The organism is Gemmatimonadota bacterium (assembly GCA_041390125.1).
Lineage (GTDB): Bacteria > Gemmatimonadota > Gemmatimonadetes > Longimicrobiales > Gaopeijiaceae > JAGQIF01.
This window is the reverse complement of sequence record JAWKQN010000008.1, coordinates 152227-167909: the sequence shown is the minus strand read 5'-3', so window position 1 is coordinate 167909 and position 15683 is coordinate 152227. Positions and strand designations below refer to the sequence as shown.

Below are 15683 nucleotides of genomic sequence, written 5' to 3'. Positions count from 1 at the left end.
TCCTTCAGCCGCTCGTCGCCTCCCGGCCTTCGATGTCCTGCACGGAGATGCGGAACACGAGCGTGCGGTCGGGCGTGGGATCCCCGACGGTGAGCGTCGCGGGGACCAGCGTACGCAGGCGCTCGATCGCGAACGCCCGCAGGTCCTCCTGACGGGGATCGTCCTCCTTCAGCACGTAGAACCCGCCCTGCACCACCACGCTACGCCACTCGAACATCGACTCGATCTCGTCCACCTCGAACGCGACCGGCCACCACTCCTTCCCGGTCGCCTCGATCTTCGTGCCCTCCGACGTGCGGCCGTACAACCAGCCTTCGTCGTAGACGTAGTGCAGGGGCTCGATGTCGACGCGGCCGCCGCGCGCGTACGCGAGCCGACCCACGTGGTTGCGCTGGAGCAGCGCCAGCGCTTCCTCGGGCTCGAGCCGCCGGAACCGGGGACCCGGCTGCGGCGCGTCCATCACACGTCCCGCAGCAGACCGACGTGCAGGGCGAAGCGCACCAGCTCGGACCGATGGTTGAGCCCCAGCTTCTCCATGATGCGCGCCCGGTACGTGTCCACGGTCTTGGGCGAGATGAACAGCCGCTCCCCGATCTCGCGGGAGCTGAACCCCTCGGCCGTGAGGGCCAGCACCTCGCGCTCCCGCGCGCTCAGCGCGCCGAGCCCGCCGTCGCCGTCCTGATCCTCCGCGCGATAGCGCTTGAGCAGCAGCGTGGTGGCCCGCGGCGGCAGGTAGACCTCTCCCCGCGCGACCACGCGCAACGCGTCCACCAGGGTACGGTCGGCGCTGGTCTTGGTGAGATAGCCGCTGGCGCCGGCCTCGATGACCGGCACCAGATACTCCTCCTCCGCGTGCGCCGTGAGCACCAGGATCCGCGTGCCGTACCCGAGCGCCGCGATGCGCCGGGTGGCGTCCAGGCCGCTGGTCCCCGGCATGGCCAGATCCATGATGACCACGTCCGGTCGCAGACTGCGCACGGCGTCGATCGCCGCGTCGCCATCGGCGGCCTCCCCGACCACCTGGATCCCCGACTCCGCCTCCAGCAGGGCCTTCAGCCCCGCGCGGAACATGGCGTGATCGTCCGCCAACAGTACCCGGATCATACGTCCTCCTCCGGCACGCCCGGGGCGACCGCTGGGGTTCGCCTGCGCAACGTGACCTCCACTCGCGTGCCCGCACCCGGCGCGGACACGATCTCCAGCGCGGCGCCCACGACGGCCGCCCGCTCGCTCATCCCGGCGAGGCCGAGACCCCCGGTCTCCGCCGTCACCGCTTCCACGTCGAAGCCGGTGCCGTCGTCGATGACCGCTCCGACCACCGAGTGCTCCTCGGCGTGCAGCGTGATGCGCACCGTCCGGGCCCGGCTGTGCCGGACCGCATTGGTGATGGCCTCCTGGAGGACGCGGTACAGGACCAGGCGCTCCTCCTCGTCCAGTAGCGCGTCGATCGGCTGCGCCTCCAGCGCGAAGGCGGGCGCCTCCTGCTCCTCGTGCATGCGCGTCCAGGCGCTGAGGGCGGCGGCCACGCCCACCTGTTCGATCTCCGGCGGTCGCAACCCGCTCGCGACCCGACGGATCCCGTCAGCGACCTCGGCCAGCGCGTCGCGGATGGCGAGGATCTCCCGCGCCTGTTCCGTGGGGACGTTGCGGGCCGCGAGGTGGAGGTGGATCAACGAGGCTGCCAGCCGTTGCAGGGAGTCGTCGTGCAGCTCGTAGGCGATGCGTTGGCGCTCCCGCTCCATGGCCCGCACGATGGCGGCCCGCTCGCGGCGCGTCCGTGTCCATTCGGTCAGATCGCGGATCATCGCGATCACGTAGCGCTGGCCGTCCGTGTGGACGGGGGCCAACGCGATCTCGATGGGGAAGATGGTGCCGTCCCTGCGTCGTCCGCGGACGTCGAGCCCCAGACCCATGGGACGCCATCCCGGGGTCCGTTCGTAGTCGGACCGCTGACGCTCGTGCAGCCTGCGGAAATCCTCGGGCACGAGGACCTCCACGGACTGCCCGACCAGCTCGTCCCATCCGTAGCCGAACTGCTGGGCCGCGCGGGCGTTCAGGGCACTGATGCGGCCCTCGGCTCCCACGATCACGATGCCGTCGGGGGAGTCGGTGAAAACCCGTTCGTACCAACCGGGCATGCGCTGTGCGCGCGCCGCGGGGGCGGCGTCCGGAAGGTCTGCCATGACGGAAGAGAAACCCACGGCGCCAGCGAAGCAATGCCGCTATCGTGACGTGGGGGTTTCCCCCACACGGGCAGCGCCAACTGCCCGACAGGAGGATGTGGGCGGGAAGTACAGACCCGGCCGCTCGGGCTCGCTAGATCTTCACGCAGATCCCCCGGGGTGTGCGTGGTCGAAACCCCTGGACCCGAGCGCCCACCCCGGAAAGGAGGCAAGATGCCCAGACGCGTGACGGTGCCCCTGGACGGCTCGCGCTTCGCCGAGTTCGCCATCCCCTACGCTCGTGCCTTCGCCGGTGCCGAGGGTCGGTTGGACCTCGTCTCCGTGGTCGAGGCGCCATCGGCGGTCGGCTTCCCCGGCTACGAGGAGGTCGCCGGGCGGATGCTGGAGGAGTACTACGAGGCGCTACGGACCCGCCTGGCCGCCGCGGACGTGGAGGCCGACGAGGTGGTCCTCTCGGGCTCCGCCGCCCGCAAGATCCTGGATCACGTGGAGGCGGAAGGCTCCGACCTCGTGGTGCTGGCCACCCACGGCCGAGGCCCCTTCAGCCGGGTGTGGCTGGGCAGCGTCGCGGACGGCGTGCTGCGCCACGCCTCCCTGCCGGTGCTGCTCGTCCGGCCGCACGAGACCGAGCAGTCGGATCTCGCCGCCGCGCCGATGCCGGCGCGCATCGTGGTCCCACTCGACGGCTCGGAGCTGGCCGAACGCACGATCCCGGCGTTGGAACGGTTCGGTCTGGCCGCCGGCGCAACCCTGCTCCTGGTCCGCGCCGTGGGCTTCCCGCACTCGGTGGCGTCGCCCTACCTGCCCCACACGATCGTGGAGAACCGGCAGCTCGTGGAGGAGGAGCGCTCCCGCGCCGAGGCGTACCTGGAGCGGGTGGCCGCCGACCTGGCCGCGCGCGGTCTGAAGACCGAAACCGCCGTGGTGCTGGCGGAGTTCGTCGCGCACGGGATCCTCGATCATGCGCGGGAAACCCAGGCCGACTTCATCGCCATGGCCTCCCACGGGCGCGGTGGCCTGGAGCGCCTGCTCCTCGGAAGCGTCGCCGACAAGGTGGTGCGGGGGTCGGACGTCCCCGTGCTCGTGGTCCCCGCACGCAGCAAGGACCCGTAGGCCCCGGCGGTGTCGCCCGTTCCGGACGTGCGGGTGCAGCGCATCCTGGTGGTCGTGGATGATCCCGCGACCTGCATGGAGGCGTTCGCGTGGACGGAGCGGCTGGCCTCCGCGTTCGGCGCGAAGGTGTGGGTGCTGCGCGGTGTCGCGGGCTCCGGGGGCGGGCCCGACCCGCTCCTGGAGGCCGAGCGCGGCCTGGAGCTCGCGCTCGAGCGGGCGGGTCTCGATCGGATGGGGGCCCGCCCGCTGGTCCACACGGGCTCCGTGCTGGAGCACCTCCCGGCCGCCATCAACCTGCTCGGTCCGGACCTGGTGTTGATGCCGCGTCTGGTGGAGGGGCGGAACGCGGCCGATGCGGTCCCCACGGACGGGCCGGCTCTCCTCCTGCTGTCCTGTGGCCCGACCGAGGGCACCGCGCTACCATAGCGGGATCCGCTCCAGGACCCGTTCCGCTCGACCGTGTGGGCGCCCCATGGTAGTCCGAACCCTGCTCGTGTGGGTGACGCTGGCCGTCGCCGCGCTGCCGCTCTCCGCGCAACAACCCTCGTCCGAGTGGGAGCGCCTGGCGCGGGACATCTTCCAGGAGCTGGTGGAGATCAACACCAGCCACTCCGTCGGCGGCACGCTGGAGGCCTCCGAAGCGATGGCGCAGCGTCTCCGCGCTGCGGGCTTCGCGGAGGAGGATGTCGTCGTCACGGAGGTGGCGCCGCGCGAGGGCAATCTGGTCGCCCGCCTGCGGGGACGGAGCACCGGCGCCCGGCCCCTCCTCCTGCTCGCGCACATCGACGTGGTGGAGGCGAACCCCGAGGACTGGACGCTGCCGCCGTTCGAGTTCATCGAGCGGGACGGGACCTTCTACGGTCGGGGAGTGGCGGACAACAAGGACGAGGCCGCCATCTACGTCACCAACCTCATCCGCATGAAGCGCGAAGGCTTCACGCCGGAGCGGGACATCATCGTGGCGCTCACCGCGGACGAGGAAGGCGGGGAGCACAACGGCGTGGAGTGGCTGCTCGAGAACCGGCCCGAGCTCATCGACGCGGAGTTCGCCTTCAACGAGGGGGGCGGCGGAACGCTGCAGGGTGAAACGCGCATCTCGAACAACGTGCAGGCCAGCGAGAAGAAGTACCAGAACTTCACGGTGGAAGCCACCAACCCCGGTGGGCACTCGTCGCTGCCGCGGCCCGACAACGCCATCTACGAGTTGTCGCGCGCGTTGATTGCGATCGGAGGCTACGAGCATCCCGTGCGTCTGAACGAAGTCACCCGTGCCTACTTCAGCCGTACCGCCGAGCTGGTGGATGCGGAGACGGGTGCCATGATCCGGCGCGTGCTGGCCGATCCCGGAGACGCCGAGGCGGTGCGGGCCCTGGCGCGCGAGCCTGGCTACAACTCGCGCCTGCGCACCACCTGCGTGGCCACGCTCCTCGACGGGGGACATGCACCCAACGCGCTTCCCCAACGTGCCACCGCGAACGTCAACTGCCGCATCCTCCCGGACGAGGAGCCGGAGGCCGTGCTGGCCAGGCTCCAGGAGGTGGTCGGCACCGCCGAGGTCACCGTGCGCATGGAAGGCCGGGCACGGAACAGCCCACCGTCTCCGCTCACGCCGGAGATCCTGGGCACGATCGAGCAGGTGACCGAGGAGATGTGGCCCGGTGTGCCGGTGGTGCCCATCATGAGCACCGGTGCGACGGATGCCCTCTATCTGCGCAACGCCGGGATGCCGGTCTATGGGGTGTCCGGCCTCTTCTACGAGAACCCGAACTCGCACGGGATGAACGAGTCGATCCCCGTGCGCTCGTTCTACGAGGGCCTCGAGTTCCTCTACCGGCTGGTGGAGCGCCTCAGCACGCCGAATGTGAGCTGACGCCCGGCACCGGGCTTGCGGGCCCTCCTCGCGCACGGCAATCCGTCCCCCGTCTTCCCGAGCCCCCGGAGTGGGAGGAGTCCATGTGGCGTCGGCGCTCCAACCGAAGTCGCGCGAGCGTGATCCTCGCCCTCGTTCCGTGGCTGGTGGCGTGCGGCGAGGCGCCCGAGCCGGCGCCCGCCCAAGCGGCCGCCGAAGCGACTGATCCCGCCCGCGTGGCGGAGGACCGACGCGGCCTGGGCCCCGAGGGCATCGAGCCCCTCCGGGAGGCCCTGCGGGATCCGGATCCGGCCCGGCGCCTCCGGGCGGTCCGGGGGCTCGGCCGGCTGGAGCGGCCCGACCTGGCCGACACCATCCGCACGGCCCTCTTCGATCCGGAGGAGGCCGTGCGGGCCGAAGCGGCCCACGCGCTCGCGCAGGCGGTGATGGCCGGCGGCGACGCCGTGCCGCGCGTGCACGCCTGGCTGGTGGACCGGATCGGGGACGGCGAGGAGGATCCGGCCGTGCTGGGCGCGGTCGCGCGCGCCCTCGGGCGTCTCCCCTACGCGGGAGCGCCGGGCCCCGACACGGTGGAGGCCACCCTGGTGGGGCTGACCGAGCGGCTCCGTACCGGTGGCTCCGACGCCGCCCTGGTGGACGCGGCGCTCGGCCTGGACCGCTTCATCCGGGGCCAGGGCGAGCGCGCCCCCGGGCCGGCGCTGGCGGAGCTTCTCCGGGAGCTGGCGCTCCACGGTCGCGGGCGCCCCGGGCTGGAGGCCGCCCGGGTCCGACGATTGGCCACCGGGCTGCTGCCGCGCCTGCCCGTCGGGCTCCGCGACCCGGGCCTTGTCGCCGCGCTCGCCGATCCGGATGCGGACGTGCGGCGGCTGGCGGTCGAGGGGCTTCCCGCCGCCTCGGCGGAGACCCTGCGGGAGCGACTGCCCCTCGTGGTGGGCGACCCCGAGCCCCGGGTCCGGATCGCGGCGCTGCGCGTCTGGGACCGCACCCTCAAGCCGTCCCGGGGCTGCGAGCCGCTGCTGTTCGCCGTGCGCGACGGCGATCCCCTGGTCGTGCTGACCGCGCTGGACCTGCTGGCGCGACCCTGCCCCGAAGCCGCCCGCCAGCGCACGACGCTGCTGGCCATCGTCGGCGAGCTGGGCCGGAGCGCGAGCTGGCATGCCCCGGCCCGGGCCCTGGCGGCGCTCGCCGGCAGCGCGCCCGATGCCCTGGCCGGCGTGATCGGCCCCTTCGAGCGGCACGACGTGCCGTACGTCCGCGCCTGGGCGGCGCGGGCGGCCGATCGGGCCGGCCTGGAGCCGCCGTTGACGCGGCTGGCGGGGGACCCGGACCCCAACGTGCGGACCGCGGCGTTGGAGGGCCTGTTCCGCATCCGGCAACACGGGGCGGACGATGCGCTGCTGGCCGCGCTCTCCTCGGACGACCCCCAGCTCGTGCTGACCGCGGCCCGCCTGCTCGAGGGCACCCCGCGCGGCGCGGACGTCGTGCCACCCCTGCTCGAGACGTTGGACCGCCTCGGGGCTCGGCGGCAGGCGACCCTGCGGGACCCGCGGGTGGCGCTGATCGCGCGCGTCGCGGAGCTGGGCGGATCGGCGGACGCGGAGCGACTCCGGCCTGCCCTGCAGGACCCCGATCCGGCCGTGGCCGGCGCGGTGGCCGCGGCGCTCTCCCGGCTGGAGGGGGACAGCGTCTCGGCGCCCGAGCCTCCGACGCCGGTCGGGCGCGTCCCCACCGAGGCCGAGATCGAGCGGCTCGAACGGACGCGGGTGCTGCTGGACCTGGAGTCCGGGGGTCGCGTGGGCATCCGGCTGCTCCCCGACCTGGCCCCCACCAACGTCGCGCGCTTCGTGGCGCTGGCCCGGGCAGGCACGCTCAACGGGCTCGGGTTCCACCGCGTGGAACCCAACTTCGTGGTGCAGGGCCTCAGCCCCGGCGCCAACGAGTACGCGGGGCACGGCGACTTCACCCGTGACGAGGTCGGGCGGGTCTCCCACTGGCGGGGGACGGTCGGCATCTCCACCCGCGGCCACGATACCGGAGACGGGCAGATCTTCGTGAACCTGGTGGACAACACACGGCTCGATCACAGCTATACGATCATCGGCGAGGTGGAGTTGGGGATGGACGTGGTCGATCGGATCCGCGAAGGCGATCGCGTGCGCGCGGCGACGCTGGTGGAGGGCAGCGGCGGCGCGTGAGCCCGGCGCGGGCGCCCGGGAGGCGGACGTGGAAACCGGGATGCCCGCGGCGGCGTAGGACGGGCAGGAGAGCAGACGATCGACGACGATCCGCACAGGGAGGGACCATGCTGGAGCTCATCGGTCTCGGCGTGGCCGGCGTCGCCGGCCTGACCGGGCATCTCAAGTCGAAGGACTTCGTCCGCCGCCGCCTGCGCTTCACCAAGGTGGTGGAGACACCGGGCGTGGGGCTCTTCACCGGCGTGGCCACGGCGGTCGTGGCGGCCCCCCTCGTGGCGGCCCTTCCGTTCGTGGGCGCGGGCATGGGGTTGATCGTGGGTGGCGCGATGGGCCTCGGGGTCGGCACCGGCGTGCAGGCCGCGGCCCGGGAAGTGGCGGAATAGCGGGCCTTTTCCCTGTTGCTTCCCTAGCACACCTCTTGCTCAGCAGTCCGGGAATCCCTTGGAAGCCCGGACCGGCAGGAGACCGTGGGGCGAAGCCCTGGCGCGAGCCGACACGAAGCGTACGACACCACGAAGGCACAGGACGCGATGCTGCGGGGCGCCATCCCCGCCGTGTCGCTGGGTCTGTTCGCCCTGTTCGTGGTCTTCGCCGTCGGGCATGTGTTCCTGCTTCCGCCCTCGGTGGGGCCCACCATGGCGGCGCTGGCGGGCGGAACCGCCCTGGCCTTCCTGGGCCTCCGGCTGGGCTGGCGCCGGGTCGCGCGCCTCCCGCTGTCGGGGAACGCCCTGGCCACCGGCATCGTGCTGCTGGTCACGCTCAACTGCAGCGCGCATCTCGGGCTGACCGGCGATCCCGACACCTCCGCCAACTTCGCGATCCTCGCGGTGGCGGTCGGCCTGTTCGTGCTGTCGCTCACCTGGCTGACCGGCATGCTGGCGGTGATCGTCGGGGTGTGGATCCTCACCGCGCTCACCATCGCGGACTTCCCGCTCGGGGAGTACGGCTTCCTGATCACGGGTGCGGCGGTCGCGTCCTTCCTCTCCACGGTGATCCGCCGACGCCTCTACGGCACGCTCTTCACGCTCAAGGAGGAGTCGGAGACCCAGACCCGCGCGCTCGCCCAGAGCGAGCAGCGCTTCCGGCTGGCGATGGCCGGCTCCAACGATGGGCTCTACGACTGGGACCTGGCATCGGGCGAGGTGTTCTGGTCGGACCGCATCCGGGCGCTGCTGGCGGACGGGGACGACTTCGGGTCGAGCATCCGCGGCCTCGCGGAGCGGATCCACCGCGAGGACATCGAGCGCGTGCGCAGCCAGTTCCATTCCTTCCTCAAATCCACCTCACAGCAGTTCGAGGACGAGTTCCGGATCCGCTATGCGGACGGGAGCTATCGCTGGGTGCTGGTGCGAGGCGCGTGCACGCGCGACGCGGACGGCCGCGTCGAGCGGCTGGCGGGATCGCTCACCGACATGAGTCGACGGGGGGTCTTCGACGCGCTGACGGGGCTTCCCAACCGTCGCCTGCTGCTGGATCGGCTGGCGCGTCTCACGAGCCGCCCCCGCGGGCCGCAGGACGAAGAGACGTTCGCCGTGCTCTTCCTGGACCTGGACGACTTCAAGATCGTCAACGACTCGCTCGGCCATAAGACGGGAGACGACCTGCTCTGCGAGGTGGCCAAGCGCCTGCAGAGCTGCGTGCGCGGCAGCGACACCGTCGCGCGCCTGGGGGGCGACGAGTTCGTGGTGCTGCTCGAGAAGGTGCACGTCCCGCAGGGTGTGCAGATCACCCTCGACCGCATCGTGGCCAAGCTGGGGCAGCCGTTCCAACTCGCGGGACGCGAGCTCTACGTGCGTCCGTCCATCGGCGTCGTGATGGACACCCACGCGTACACGGGTCCGGAGGACGTTCTGCGCGACGCGGACACCGCCATGTACCGGGCCAAGGACCAGTTGCCGGAGTACGCGATCTTCGACGCCACCATGCGCGAGCACCTCACCGAGCGCCTGCGTCTGGAGACGGAACTGCGGGCCGCGCTGGCGCGCGAGGAGTTCGTGGTGCACTACCAGACGATCGTCTCCCTGGAGACGGCCGCGGTGGAGGGGCTCGAGGCCCTGGTGCGCTGGCAACATCCGCAGCGCGGATTGCTCATGCCCGGCGAGTTCATTCCCGTCATGGAGGACACCGGACTGGTGATCCAGCTCGGGGCCGTGGTGCTGCGTCAGGCCTGCCGCCAGATGGTCGATTGGTTCGCGCACATGCAGCCGGACGACATCCCCTATCTGAGCGTCAATCTCTCGGGCAAGCACCTCGCGCAGGAGAACCCCGCCGGCGTGGTGGAGCAGATCCTGTCGGAGACGGGCTTCCCGTCACACCGCCTCCGCATCGAGATCACCGAGAGCGCGATCATCGAGAGCCCGCGCCGGGCCGCGGCCGCGCTGGGACAACTGAAGCTCTTGGGCGTGCGCGTCCTGATGGACGACTTCGGGACCGGACAGTCGTCCCTGGCCTACCTGCAGAAGCTCCCGATCGACACGCTCAAGATCGATCGCTCCTTCATCTCCAGCATGACGTCCCAGCGCGAGGGCGAGGAGCTGGTGCGCACGATCGTGCGCATGGCCGACAGCCTGGGGCTGGGCGTCGTGGCCGAGGGCATCGAGACGGACGAGCAGGCGCGCATGCTGCGCGCGATGCGGTGCGGCTCCGGGCAGGGCTACCTGTTCGCGCGCCCGGCCGAGCTCGGTCTGGTGCCCGGGATGAGGGCCCGTCCGGAGGCGGCCGACGTGGGGGTCGAGAGCGAGCCGCAGACGGTCAGCTGACGCTCCGCAGCCGTTCGGCCCGCTCCGCGAGCCCCGGCGCCCCCAGCGCGCTCGCGTAGCTGTCGAACCCCGCGTCCGGGCCCCTCCAGCGCAGGGACTCCACGTCGTCGAAGAGCGGTGCGTCCATCCGGAGCGTGGCCAGGCGGCGGAACAGCAGCGCCTCCTCCCACTGTTCGACCAGCGTCGCCGCCAGGCGCGCCGCCCCCCGCACCTGGACGTCCCAGCCGGACGGATCCTTCGGGATGCCCTCCAGGTGGCCGTAGCGCGCGAGGAGCGTCGAGGCCGACCGGGCGCCCCACCCGGGCAGACCGGGGAAGCCGTCCGCGGAATCGCCCACCAGGGCCAGCCAGTCCGGGATGGACGCCGGGAGCACGCCGAAGCGCTCCATCACCCCCTGTTCGTCCCGCGTCTCCCGGCGACGCCGGTCGAGCTGTACGATGCGCTCACCGAAGACGCACTGCGCCAGATCCTTGTCCGGCGTGCAGATGATCACCTGCTCCACGCGGGGGTCGGCCGCGGCCAGCGCCGCGCCCGATGCCAGTCCGTCGTCCGCCTCGAGCTCCACCATGGGCCAGACCACCAGGCCCATGCGTGCGAGCGCCTCCTCGAGCGGGTGGAACTGCGCCCACAGGACGGGCTCGATGCCCTCCCCGGTCTTGTAGCCCGGCCACAGGTCGTTACGGAACGACTCGACCACGTGATCGGTGGCCACGGCCACGTGGGTGGCGCCGCTCTCGATCAGCCCGAGCATGGAGGCGAGCACGCCCACGACCGCACCCCGCTCCCGCCCCTCCGCGTCCAGGACGGAGGGGGCGCCGAAGAAGTGGCGGAAGAGCTCGTAGGTGCCGTCGATGAGATGGACGTTCATGGGACGGGTGCGAGGGGACGCGAGGCTCCGGACGAGCACGGCCGCTCCGGCCAGGGTACGCGGTGGGTGCCCGGCGGGCGAGGCCGGGCCGCATCCTCGTTCCCGGGACCGACCGGCGCGGGGACCCGGACGGCCGGTCGTGAGGCCGACGACCGGGGGGATCCCACGCGTGGGTTGCCCCCGGAGCCAGCCCCTGTACCATACCCGGTCGCCGCCGTCCCCGGACGAACCCGTCTCTCCGCACGAGAGGAGGCTCTGCCGATGTCCCGTCCGTCCCGCGTCCTGCCCTGGGCCCTGCCCGCCCTTCTCGCCGTCGCCTGCGGCGGGGGCGAGGACGCACCCGCCCCGGCCCAGGAGCCCACCACCATGTCCGCTGCGCCCGCCCGCCTGCCCGAGCTGCTCGCGAGCGGCCAGGCCGTCTTCGGCATCTTCTCCGGCGACCACACGCGGGAGCAGGGCCGCGCGATGGCCGCGAACACGGAGACAGACTTCGTCTTCTACTCGCTGGAGGAAGGGCCCTTCGACATCCCGGCCATGGAGGCCTACATGGAGGGCCTCTCCGAGGCGGCCGCCGGCGCGCCCCTCCCGGTGCTGCTGCGCATCCCACCGGTACGCGAGGGCCGCGAGGCCGCAGCCGACCACATCCGCCAGGGGCTGGACGCCGGCGTGGACGGGCTCGTCTTCCCGCACGTCGAGTCGGCGGATGAGACCGCGTTCGCGATCGGGGCCATGGGCGACGACGTCTGGCCGGCATCCGCCAACGGGTCGCTGATCAACATCGTGCTCATCGAGGACCAGGCGGGCGTGGCCGACGCGCGCGCCATCGTGGGCGCGCCCGGCGTGAGCGTGGCCATCCCGGGTCCGGGCGATCTGCGCCGGGCCTACGAGGGCGACATGGAGGCGGTCGAGAACGCCATCCAGTCGGTGCTCGCGGTCTGTCTGGAGTTGGACGTGGCCTGCGGCATCACCGCCGGACCGGACGACATCGCCGAGCGCCTGCGCCAGGGCTTCCGGCTGATCATCGTGACCGATCCCGCCGCGCTCCGGGTGGGGCGCGCCGCGGCCGGCCGCTGAGGAGGGAGCCCCCGATGCGCTCGCCTGCTGCCTTCGGGTCGGAGCTCGCCTCCGGCCGCCCGCGCGCCCGCCGTTCCCGCCGGGGACCCGGGGGCCTCGGCACCGCCGCGCTGCCGTTCCTCGCTGCGCTGCTCCTCCTGTCGGCCTGCGGCGGCGAGCCGCCCGCTCCGGCCGGGGAGGGCACCGCGCCAGGTGGAGAGGCCCGTCCCCGCCTGCTGGCCCTCTGGTCGGACGAGCTGCCCGCGTTCGGCGTGTACGTCCCCGACGAACGCCCCCGTCCCGAGGGCGGGGGGCGGCCCCAGGGACCGCCGGTCTACACCCGGGAAGGCGGTCGCGCGCTCGCGTCCAATCCGCTCTACGACTTCCTCTTCCTCAACCTGGAGGGCGCCTACGACCCGGAGGCCGTGCGCGCCATCCGGGCGGGCAGCGCCGAGGTGCCGGCGGACGCGCGCCCCACGCTGCTGGTGCGCATCCCGCCCATCTCGGCCGAGGGCGAGGACGCGGCGCGCGCCCGGGTGCGCGAGATCCTGTCGGCGGGAGCCGACGGCGTGGTGCTCCCGCACATCCGCAGCGTGGAGGAGGCGCGCACGGCCCTCGGCTTCTTCCGCGAAGCGGGGGCGGACGTGTGGTCCCCCTCCAACCCGGATGGGCGGGTGGTGGCGATGCTGATGCTCGAGGATCCGGACGCCGTGGCGGCGGCGGCGGAGGTGGCCGACCTCGACGGCCTCTCCGTGCTCGCCTGCGGGATCGGGAGCCTGACGCAGGCGCTGGGCGGAGACCGCGAGGCTGCCGAGGCGGGCAACCGGGCGGTGCTGGCGGAAGCGACGCGCGCCGGCCTGGCCGACATGATCACCGCGAACGCGGAGTCGATCGAGGCGCGCATCGAGCAGGGCTTCCTGGCGCTGCTGATGCAGGGCCCCACGGCGGACGACGTGATCCGGCAGGGAAGGGCGGCGGCGGGGCGGTAGGGGGGGGCGATGCGTGATGAACCCATCGACTGGTCCCTCACGACGTGGGAGGGAAATCGACGGCGGCAACATCTGGAGTTCCGCCGCCTCTCGTTCCGGGAGAAGATGAAGGTGATCGAGGAGCTGGGCGAGACCTCAGCGGCCTTCCGCCAAGGATCGGATCCGAAGCGGACCGACGCCGAGGTTGATTCCGACGAGTAGCGCTCGTCTTCCGTCGGGCCGGCAAGGCCTCCGGTCGGGCGCGACGCCAACCCCCACCGGCTACGCCGGGGACGGTCGGATCGCCCGCTACCCCGCGGCCGCGACCCCGCGCACCAACGACTCCACCAGCCGCGGCACCGCCGCCTTCGGGGTCGCGCACAGCGCCACGCGCAGCGCGCGCGGTCCCGGCACCACGTAGACGCCATCCTCGCGCATGGTGGCCGCGGCCTTCTCCCCGTCCGCGGTGAATGCGGAGACGAAGAAGCCACCTTCGTAGCGCGGGTACACGAGCCCGGTCCCGGCGGCGGCGTCGTTGAAGGCCTGCACGCGCTCGTCCAGCAGGCGCACGAGGCCCGCCCGCTCCGCGGACGCGCGTCGCGCCAGATCCGGGTCCGTGAGCAGCTCCTGCACGGCCAGCAGGCCCAGGTGGTTGCAGTTGGAGAACGTGGCGCGGCACGAGTAGTTGAGCGCGTTCGCGATGCGCAGGCGTGTGTCCGCGTCGGGATGCACGGCGACCAGCGCACCGACGCGGGCCCCGTACTGGCAGAAGGACTTGGAGGCCGTCCAGGCGATCAACACCGTGGCCGACTCCGTCAGACGTGGCATCTGCGGCAACCAGCCGCCGGCGTGCTCGGGCCCGAAGCGCGCGTAGGCGTGGTCGAGCAGGAACGCCACGGGCGCGCGCGCGCCGGCCCGGGCCACGACGTCCGCCACGGCGGCCCATTCGTCCGCGTCCAGCGAGTATCCCGTGGGGTTGTGGCACGGGAAGTTGAAGACGACGAGCGCCCGACCCTGCCGCTCCACCATCTCCGTCAGCCCGCGTTCGAACGCATCGACGTCCAGGCGCAGGTCGGGGCCGAACATCTCGAAGGTCTCGACCCCCCGACCCGCGTGTTCGGCGATGACGCGGTACGGCCCCCAGAAGTAGCTGCCCGTGAGCAGTCGTTGGCCGGGCTCCAGGAAGTTCATCACCGCGTGATGCAGCGCGCCGGTGCCACCGGGCGTGGCCACGGCCACGGCTTGTCCAGCGGCTTCGGACGTGCCGAAGAGATCCGCGATCACCGCGGCCAGGAAGGGCGGATCGCCCGCGATCGGCGCGTAGGCTGCGCCTCTTTCCGGTGCCACCCGCTGGAACGCCTCCGTCACCGTGCCCATGGTGGCCAGCCGCCCGTCGTCCGTCATGAGCGCGCCCAGCGTCGAGTTCAGGATGGACTCGCCCGCGGCCGCGCGCCGGTTGGCTTCGGCGTTGAGCGCGAAGATGGGGTCGTTGCCGGGTCGAGCCGCTGCGTGGTCCGGCAGCGCGGCGGCGAGCACGCGATGCGCGCTCACCGGGACGCTCCCGGCAGCTCGCCGTCCAGCTCCAGGTAGACGCGGCGGATCGCGGTGGCGCCCTGGCTGGAGCGCAGCGACCACGACTCCAGGTCACCGAAGGTCGCTTGCTCCGCCGCCTGGTCCACGGACACACCGGCGTCGTGGTGCCGACGCGCCTCCGCGATCACGGACTGAACGGCCTGCTTGTACGTCTCCAGCTCCTCCTCCAGCACGGTCGGCGAGTCCACGAACCCGTGTCCCGGCACGTAGACGTCCACGTCCATCGCCTGGGCGCGCTCGATCATCGCCACCCACTCGCTCGGGTAGGCGGAGCGCATGGCCGGGAAGATGCGGTTGAGGTAGGCCTCGCTCATGAACAGGATCTTCTCGGCCGGCAGGTACACGACCAGGTCGCCGCCGGTGTGGGCGCGTCCGAGGTGCAGCACCTGGATCTCCGTTCCACCCAGGTCGAGCGTGCGGGACGTCTCCACCAGCTCGGTGGGCATCACCACGGGAGGGGCGCCCTCGCGGGCGGAGGCCCGGCTGGCCTCGAGGGCGGCCTGCGAGGTCGGGTGCGCCAGGAACGCCGCCGTGGAGGGGAAGGCGGAGTTGCCGGCCGTGTGGTCCCCGTGGTCGGAGCAGATCACCACGTGGGTGATGGGCTGGTCGGTGATCTCGGCGATGTGGTCGACCATGCGCTGCGTCTCCTCCACGCTGCCCTGGCCGTCCGCCACCAGCACGCCCGCGGGTGTGACCACGAACAGGCTCACCGTGGTGAAGCGCTCGTCCCCGGCGGACCGGAGCTGCTCGTACGAATAGACGTTGCGGGCCAGCTCGTGGATGCGCGGGAAGTCCTCGTCGGTGAGGCCGCGGGCGTAGGGGTCGCCGGTGCGGAGCACCTCCTGGCCCGCGGCTGCCGCAGGTGCCGCGGTCGAGGGCGCCTCGGCCGGAGGGGCCTCTCCCCCGCAGGCGAGCAGGACCAGGAGCGGGAGGAGGAGCAGGGAACGGCGCATGGGAAACCTCGGACGGACGGGCGAAGCACGAAGCGCGGGAGACCCTCTCCGGCGCGAACCGCGCAACATGGGGGTGGCCCGCGGGTCCGGCCAAGGGGACGGACCCACCCCCTTGCCCCGGACGCGCG

General features: G+C 72.5%; 15 protein-coding genes. 9 read left to right on the top strand and 6 right to left on the bottom strand.

Annotated features, from left to right (window positions below):
• Positions 1-4: 4 nt before the first annotated feature.
• Genes R3E98_09940 through R3E98_09930 form a run of 3 tightly spaced genes read right to left on the bottom strand, consistent with a single transcriptional unit; the run spans position 5 to position 2183 of the window.
• Positions 5-460 carry a pyridoxamine 5'-phosphate oxidase family protein gene (locus R3E98_09940; GenBank protein MEZ4423721.1) on the bottom strand — a complete coding sequence of 152 codons (456 nt, stop codon included), beginning with the start codon at positions 458-460 and terminating at the stop codon, positions 5-7.
• A complete protein-coding gene (locus R3E98_09935; GenBank protein ID MEZ4423720.1) occupies positions 460-1104 on the bottom strand; it encodes a response regulator transcription factor in 645 nt (214 codons plus the stop codon). The genes R3E98_09940 and R3E98_09935 overlap by 1 nt, the downstream gene beginning before the upstream one ends.
• The gene (locus tag R3E98_09930) at positions 1101-2183 is read right to left on the bottom strand and encodes a PAS domain-containing sensor histidine kinase (GenBank protein ID MEZ4423719.1); all 1083 of its coding nucleotides are present in this window, start codon (positions 2181-2183) and stop codon (positions 1101-1103) included. Before R3E98_09930 ends, R3E98_09935 begins: the two co-directional genes overlap by 4 nt.
• A gap of 213 nt (positions 2184-2396) precedes the next feature.
• Here R3E98_09930 and R3E98_09925 point away from each other — a divergent pair, with 213 nt between their 5' ends.
• The 6 genes from R3E98_09925 (at position 2397) to R3E98_09900 (ending at position 10120) form a co-directional block, all read left to right on the top strand.
• Complete coding sequence (locus R3E98_09925) at positions 2397-3296, top strand: universal stress protein (protein ID MEZ4423718.1); 900 nt, start codon at positions 2397-2399, stop codon at positions 3294-3296.
• A gap of 9 nt (positions 3297-3305) precedes the next feature.
• Entirely contained in the window at positions 3306-3722 is a 417-nt protein-coding gene (locus R3E98_09920; GenBank protein ID MEZ4423717.1) for a universal stress protein, read from the top strand.
• A 46-nt stretch (positions 3723-3768) separates the two neighbouring features.
• Positions 3769-5166 carry a M20/M25/M40 family metallo-hydrolase gene (locus R3E98_09915; protein ID MEZ4423716.1) on the top strand — a complete coding sequence of 466 codons (1398 nt, stop codon included), beginning with the start codon at positions 3769-3771 and terminating at the stop codon, positions 5164-5166.
• A 119-nt stretch (positions 5167-5285) separates the two neighbouring features.
• A complete protein-coding gene (locus tag R3E98_09910) occupies positions 5286-7361 on the top strand; it encodes a HEAT repeat domain-containing protein (GenBank protein ID MEZ4423715.1) in 2076 nt (691 codons plus the stop codon).
• Between the two features lie 107 nt (positions 7362-7468).
• Positions 7469-7744: a hypothetical protein gene (locus R3E98_09905; protein ID MEZ4423714.1), complete on the top strand. Its 276-nt coding sequence runs from the start codon at positions 7469-7471 to the stop codon at positions 7742-7744.
• Positions 7745-7828: 84 nt separating this feature from the next.
• Entirely contained in the window at positions 7829-10120 is a 2292-nt protein-coding gene (locus R3E98_09900; protein ID MEZ4423713.1) for an EAL domain-containing protein, read from the top strand.
• Here the strand turns inward: R3E98_09900 and R3E98_09895 are convergent.
• A complete protein-coding gene (locus R3E98_09895; protein ID MEZ4423712.1) occupies positions 10113-10988 on the bottom strand; it encodes a 5'-3' exonuclease H3TH domain-containing protein in 876 nt (291 codons plus the stop codon). The genes R3E98_09900 and R3E98_09895 overlap by 8 nt on opposite strands.
• 261 nt (positions 10989-11249) lie before the next feature.
• Here R3E98_09895 and R3E98_09890 point away from each other — a divergent pair, with 261 nt between their 5' ends.
• The 3 genes from R3E98_09890 to R3E98_09880 are packed head-to-tail and all read left to right on the top strand — an operon-like array spanning position 11250 to position 13231.
• Positions 11250-12062: an aldolase/citrate lyase family protein gene (locus R3E98_09890; protein ID MEZ4423711.1), complete on the top strand. Its 813-nt coding sequence runs from the start codon at positions 11250-11252 to the stop codon at positions 12060-12062.
• Between the two features lie 14 nt (positions 12063-12076).
• Positions 12077-13030, top strand: coding sequence for an aldolase/citrate lyase family protein (locus R3E98_09885; GenBank protein ID MEZ4423710.1), 954 nt, complete (start codon positions 12077-12079; stop codon positions 13028-13030).
• Positions 13031-13039: 9 nt separating this feature from the next.
• Positions 13040-13231 carry a hypothetical protein gene (locus R3E98_09880; protein MEZ4423709.1) on the top strand — a complete coding sequence of 64 codons (192 nt, stop codon included), beginning with the start codon at positions 13040-13042 and terminating at the stop codon, positions 13229-13231.
• Between the two features lie 87 nt (positions 13232-13318).
• On the opposite strand, the gene R3E98_09875 is transcribed toward R3E98_09880, so the two are convergent.
• Both R3E98_09875 and R3E98_09870 read right to left on the bottom strand, forming a co-directional pair.
• The gene (locus R3E98_09875; protein ID MEZ4423708.1) at positions 13319-14560 is read right to left on the bottom strand and encodes an aminotransferase class I/II-fold pyridoxal phosphate-dependent enzyme; all 1242 of its coding nucleotides are present in this window, start codon (positions 14558-14560) and stop codon (positions 13319-13321) included.
• Complete coding sequence (locus R3E98_09870) at positions 14557-15555, bottom strand: MBL fold metallo-hydrolase (protein MEZ4423707.1); 999 nt, start codon at positions 15553-15555, stop codon at positions 14557-14559. The genes R3E98_09875 and R3E98_09870 overlap by 4 nt, the downstream gene beginning before the upstream one ends.
• Positions 15556-15683 lie beyond the last annotated feature (128 nt).

What these genes read in the sequence shown, in the direction of transcription:
- R3E98_09940 (MEZ4423721.1), bottom strand. Translation starts at nt 460, where the DNA reads ATGGACGCGCCGCAGCCGGGTCCCCGGTTCCGGCGGCTCGAGCCCGAG.
- R3E98_09935 (MEZ4423720.1), bottom strand. Translation starts at nt 1,104, where the DNA reads ATGATCCGGGTACTGTTGGCGGACGATCACGCCATGTTCCGCGCGGGG.
- R3E98_09930 (MEZ4423719.1), bottom strand. Translation starts at nt 2,183, where the DNA reads ATGGCAGACCTTCCGGACGCCGCCCCCGCGGCGCGCGCACAGCGCATG.
- R3E98_09925 (MEZ4423718.1), top strand. Translation starts at nt 2,397, where the DNA reads ATGCCCAGACGCGTGACGGTGCCCCTGGACGGCTCGCGCTTCGCCGAG.
- R3E98_09915 (MEZ4423716.1), top strand. Translation starts at nt 3,769, where the DNA reads ATGGTAGTCCGAACCCTGCTCGTGTGGGTGACGCTGGCCGTCGCCGCG.
- R3E98_09905 (MEZ4423714.1), top strand. Translation starts at nt 7,469, where the DNA reads ATGCTGGAGCTCATCGGTCTCGGCGTGGCCGGCGTCGCCGGCCTGACC.
- R3E98_09895 (MEZ4423712.1), bottom strand. Translation starts at nt 10,988, where the DNA reads ATGAACGTCCATCTCATCGACGGCACCTACGAGCTCTTCCGCCACTTC.
- R3E98_09890 (MEZ4423711.1), top strand. Translation starts at nt 11,250, where the DNA reads ATGTCCCGTCCGTCCCGCGTCCTGCCCTGGGCCCTGCCCGCCCTTCTC.
- R3E98_09885 (MEZ4423710.1), top strand. Translation starts at nt 12,077, where the DNA reads ATGCGCTCGCCTGCTGCCTTCGGGTCGGAGCTCGCCTCCGGCCGCCCG.
- R3E98_09880 (MEZ4423709.1), top strand. Translation starts at nt 13,040, where the DNA reads ATGCGTGATGAACCCATCGACTGGTCCCTCACGACGTGGGAGGGAAAT.
- R3E98_09870 (MEZ4423707.1), bottom strand. Translation starts at nt 15,555, where the DNA reads ATGCGCCGTTCCCTGCTCCTCCTCCCGCTCCTGGTCCTGCTCGCCTGC.